This is a genomic window from Hymenobacter sp. UV11 (assembly GCF_004684095.1).
In the GTDB taxonomy this organism is placed as follows: Bacteria; Bacteroidota; Bacteroidia; order Cytophagales; family Hymenobacteraceae; genus Hymenobacter.
The window spans coordinates 1-299 of record NZ_SRII01000077.1 but is presented as its reverse complement, the minus strand read 5'-3'; the positions used below and the strand labels follow the sequence as shown (position 1 = coordinate 299).

Sequence of the window (299 nt, the reverse complement as noted above, 5' to 3'; positions counted from 1 at the left end):
CACAGAAGCCAGTTAGGGTAGAACAGGTAACTAGGGCTAAGTCGTAACAAGGTAGCCGTACCGGAAGGTGCGGCTGGATCACCTCCTTTCTGGAGCACTCTTGCTCGAGACACTGGTAGTTGATTCGATTCGCTCCACACTTATAAAAATGTCTGTTTCCTCCATTCAATGGTTTTAGAACTGCAACTTCGGTTGTAGTTCGCATTTACTACCGAAAGGGTAGTAGACGTTCTTTGACGTAAGGGAAAATAAGAGAGAGAAAAACAAAGCGGGCTTAATTGTCGAAGACGATTGAGCAA

1 rRNA gene is annotated in these 299 nt (G+C 45.2%); it reads left to right on the top strand.

Annotation, left to right across the window (positions count from 1 at the left end):
* A 16S ribosomal RNA gene (locus tag E4631_RS25760) occupies positions 1-89 on the top strand; the annotation flags it as partial.
* Between the last annotated feature and the right edge of the window lie 210 nt (positions 90-299).